Below are 4,022 nucleotides of genomic sequence, written 5' to 3'. Positions count from 1 at the left end.
GCGCGCGGGGGGCCGTCCGGCAACGGCGCACGCCGCACCTACTCCGTCGGTGCCCGCCGGGGCGGCACGGTCTCGGTGCGCAACAACCGCGGCCGCTTCGTCGCGGGGCGCATCGTCCTCACTCTGGTGCTGGTCGCGGCGGGGCTGCGACTGGGCTACATCCACGGGTTCGAGGCGGACGCCCTCTCCGAGCGCGCGGAACGACAGCGGACCACGCGGATCGACCTCCCCGCGCCCCGTGGTGCCATCGTCGACCGGGACGGCAACGAACTCGCGTTCAGCGTGGAGACCCGGGCCCTGTGGGTGCATCTGCGGAGCATGCGGGAGGACTGGTCGGAGGCGGCGCGGTCCGATCCCGATTCGGGCGAGGACTTCGACACCCGGGCCGCCGAGGTCGCCGGCTTCGTCGCGCGCCGGCTCCCGGACCGTACGACGGAGGAGCAGCTGCTGCGTCTGTTCCACAAGGACGCACCGTTCACCTACCTCGTCGAGGGGGTGCGGCCGTCGGTGGCCGAGGAGATCCAGGAGAAGTACCCGGAGATCGGGTACGAGAAGCGGGCGAAGCGCGTGTATCCGGGCGGTGACCTGGCGATGAAGGTCGTCGGGTACGCGAACTGGCGGCAGGACGACCCGGATCCGAGCAGGCACAACCTCGGCGGACTGTCCGGGTTGGAGTCCATGCGCAACGAGGTCCTGGCGGGCACCCCGGGCAGACAGATCGTCAACACCCCGGGGCAGGGACTCGACCTGGTGATCCCCGGTACCGAACGGAACGTGCAGCCGGCCACGCCGGGCTCGGACCTGGAACTGACCCTCGACTCGGACGTGCAGTACGAGGTGCAGCGCACCCTCGCCGACTACGTCGAACGCGCGCACGCCGAGGGCGGGGCCGCCGTGGTTCTGGACGCCGAGACCGGCGAGGTCCACGCCCTCGCCAACGACACCACGTTCGACCCGGGCGAGGACGAGCTGACGAACGAGGCGCTCGGCAACGACGCGGTGACCACGCCGTTCGAACCGGGGTCGGTCGCGAAGGTGGTCACCGCCACCGCCGCGATCGAGGACGGGATCGTCGGCCCGGACTCGGTGCTCGAGGTCCCCGGCTCCCTCCGGATCGCCGACCACACGGTGCACGACGCCTGGACCCACGGCACCCAGCGGTTCACCACCCGCGGCGTGTTCGCCAAGTCGTCCAACGTCGGGACCCTGCAACTGGCCCGCGAGCTCGGTCCGGATCGGTTCCTGGAGGAGCTGGAACAGTTCGGCGTGGGCCGGACGACCGGGATCGGCCTGCCCGGGGAGAGCCCGGGTTACGTCCCGCCGCGGGACGAGTGGTCCGGCACGACCTTCGGGAACCTGCCGATCGGCCAGGGCATGTCGATGACCGTGGTGCAGATGGCGAGCATGTACCAGGCGCTCGCCAACGACGGTGTCCGGGTGGAACCCAGGATCGTGCGGGCGCGGATCACCCCGGACGGGGAGCGTGTGCCGGAACCCGCCCCCCGCACGACCCGCGTGGCCGACCCGGCGACGGCGGACACGGTCACCGACATGCTGCGGGCCGTGGTGCAGGACGGGGACTACGAGCACCGGGGCACCGCGCCGGAGGCCGCGCTGGAGGGCTATCAGATCTCCGGCAAGACCGGGACGGCGCAGCAGGTGGACCCGGAGACCGGCCGATACAGCAACACGCTGCACAACGTCACCTTCGCCGGGACCGTCCCCGCCGACGAACCGCGGTTCGTGGTCGGGGTGTGGTTGGACGCCCCCGACACGACGCTGCCGGAGTACGGCTCCGCGGCGCCGCTGTTCCGCGAGATCGCCGGGTTCCTCGCCCAGCACTACCGTCTCCCGGTCTCGGACGAGCCCGCCCCGAGGCACCCCCTGGTGCGCTGACCGGGACCGGCACGGGGGTCCGGACACGAAAAAGGCCCGGGGCGGCGTGCGCCCCGGGCCTTCCGCGTGATGTCCGCCGGTGTGTGCCCGGCGGGGAATCACCGGCGGGGAATCACCGGCGGGAGGGAATCACTGTGCGTAGAGCTGCTCGATCGCCTCGGCGTAGTTCTTGCCGACCACGTTGCGCTTGAGCTTCATGCTCGGCGTGATCTCGCCGCCGGCCTCGGTGAAGTCGTGCGGCAGCACGACGAACTTCTTGATCGCCTCGGCGTTCGACACGAACGTGTTCGCCTCGTCGACGACGGCCTGGACGTCGGCCCGCAGCTGCGGGTCGTCGGCGAGGTCGGCCACGGTCGCGTCCGCGGGCTTGCCGTGCTGCTGCTTCCAGGTCGGGAAGAACTCCTCGTCGACGGTGATCAGCGCGCCGATGAACGGCCGCTGGTCCCCGACGACCATCGCCTGACTGATCAGCGGCTTCGACTTGAGCGTGTCCTCGAGGCCGGACGGGGCGACGTTCTTGCCGCCCGCGGTCACGATGATCTCCTTCTTCCGGCCGGTCAGCTTCAGGAAGCCGTCCTCGTCGAGCTGGCCGAGGTCGCCGGTGTGGAACCAGCCGTCCTCCAGCGACTCGTTGGTGGCCTGCTCGTTGTTCCAGTACCGGGGGAACACGACGTCACCCTTGAGCAGGACCTCGCCGTCCTCGGCGATGCGGACCGAGGTGCCCGCCACCGGCTTGCCGACCGTGCCGACCCGGAACTCGTCGCGGGTGTTGACGTTGGCCGCCGCCGAGGTCTCGGTGAGCCCGTACCCCTCGAACACCGGCACGCCGATGCCGCGGAAGAAGTGCGCGAGCCGGCCGCCGAGCGGTGCGCCGCCGGAGACGGCGGCGATGCAGCGCCCCCCGAGCGCGGCACGCAGTTTCGTGTAGACCAGCTTGTCGAACACCGCGTGCTTGAGCTTCAGGCCGAGGCCGGGGCCGCTCCCGTCCTGCGCCTTGCTGTAGGCCACGGCCGTGGCCTCCGCCTTGTCGAAGATCTTGCCCTTGCCCTCGGAGTGCGCCTTGAGCTTCGAGTTGTTGTACACCTTCTCGAACACCCGCGGCACCGCGACCACGAAGGTCGGGCGGAACGTGCTCAGGTCGGCGAGCAGATCCTTGATGTCGGGGGTGTGCCCGAGCGTGACCCGCGAGGTGAACGCGGTCAGCGCGATCGCGCGGGCGAGGATGTGCGCCAGCGGCAGGAACAGCAGCTGGGAGTTGCCGGCGTCCATCAGCTGGGGGAAGGCCTTGATGTCGGCCCGCACCTCGGCCAGCAGGTTGTGGTGCGTCAGCACGACACCCTTGGGCCTGCCGGTGGTTCCCGAGGTGTAGACGATGGTGGCCACGTCCTGTGCGCCGACGCTGCGCCTGCGGGTGTGCACGTCGTCGTCGGCGACCTCGGACCCCAGTGCGGACAGTTCGTCGACCGCGGGCCGGTCACCCTCGATCTGCCAGAGGTTGTCCAGTTCGGGCAGGCGCTCGCGCACGGACCCGACCGTCTCGGCGTGCTCGGCGGTCTCCACGACGACGGCCCGGGCTCCCGAGTCGGTCAGGATCCAGTGCGCCTGCTCGGCCGACGACGTGTCGTAGATCGGGACGGTCACGCCGCCCGCGGCCCAGATGGCGAAGTCGATCAGGGTCCACTCGTAGCGGGTCTTGGACATCAGTCCGACCCGGTCACCCTGCTCGATGCCGGCGGCCATCAGGCCCTTCGCGACGGCGAGTACCTGCGCGGCGAACTCGGCCGCGGTGACGTCGCGCCACGAGCCGTCGACCTGGCGACGGAAACTCACGGTGTCGCCGAACCGCTCGGCGTTGACCCAGACGACGTCCGACATGTTCTCGTCGTCGGCGACCGCAGCAGTCGTGGGGGCGCTGTACTCGCGCACGTCCACCTCCGTGTCCAAGCATTGTTACTGGCCGGTCAACCTAACCCCTGTCCGTTTTCGTGGCTATGCCCGGGGGCCGATGAGTTCGCCGGACGTGCGATCGTGACCGCCGTGTCCGACACCGCTGACGCCTCCGCGGGCCCGCCCGCGCCGGACAACGCCGCGGGCCCACCCGCGCCGGACCACGCTGCGGGCACGCC

2 protein-coding genes are annotated in these 4,022 nt (G+C 70.8%); one reads left to right on the top strand and one right to left on the bottom strand.

Annotated features, from left to right (window positions below; all coding sequences use genetic code 11):
• The coding region (locus ACTIR_RS0109420; protein ID WP_199285591.1) for a peptidoglycan D,D-transpeptidase FtsI family protein at positions 1 to 1,896 on the top strand (1,896 nt) is incomplete at its 5' end.
• Between the two features lie 129 nt (positions 1,897 to 2,025).
• On the opposite strand, the gene ACTIR_RS0109415 is transcribed toward ACTIR_RS0109420, so the two are convergent.
• The gene (locus ACTIR_RS0109415) at positions 2,026 to 3,822 is read right to left on the bottom strand and encodes an AMP-dependent synthetase/ligase (RefSeq protein ID WP_026454075.1); all 1,797 of its coding nucleotides are present in this window, start codon (positions 3,820 to 3,822) and stop codon (positions 2,026 to 2,028) included.
• Positions 3,823 to 4,022 lie beyond the last annotated feature (200 nt).

The organism is Saccharomonospora iraqiensis subsp. iraqiensis (genome assembly GCF_000430445.1).
Classification (GTDB): domain Bacteria; phylum Actinomycetota; class Actinomycetes; order Mycobacteriales; family Pseudonocardiaceae; genus Saccharomonospora; species Saccharomonospora iraqiensis.
This window is presented reverse-complemented; position numbering and strand designations above follow the sequence as displayed.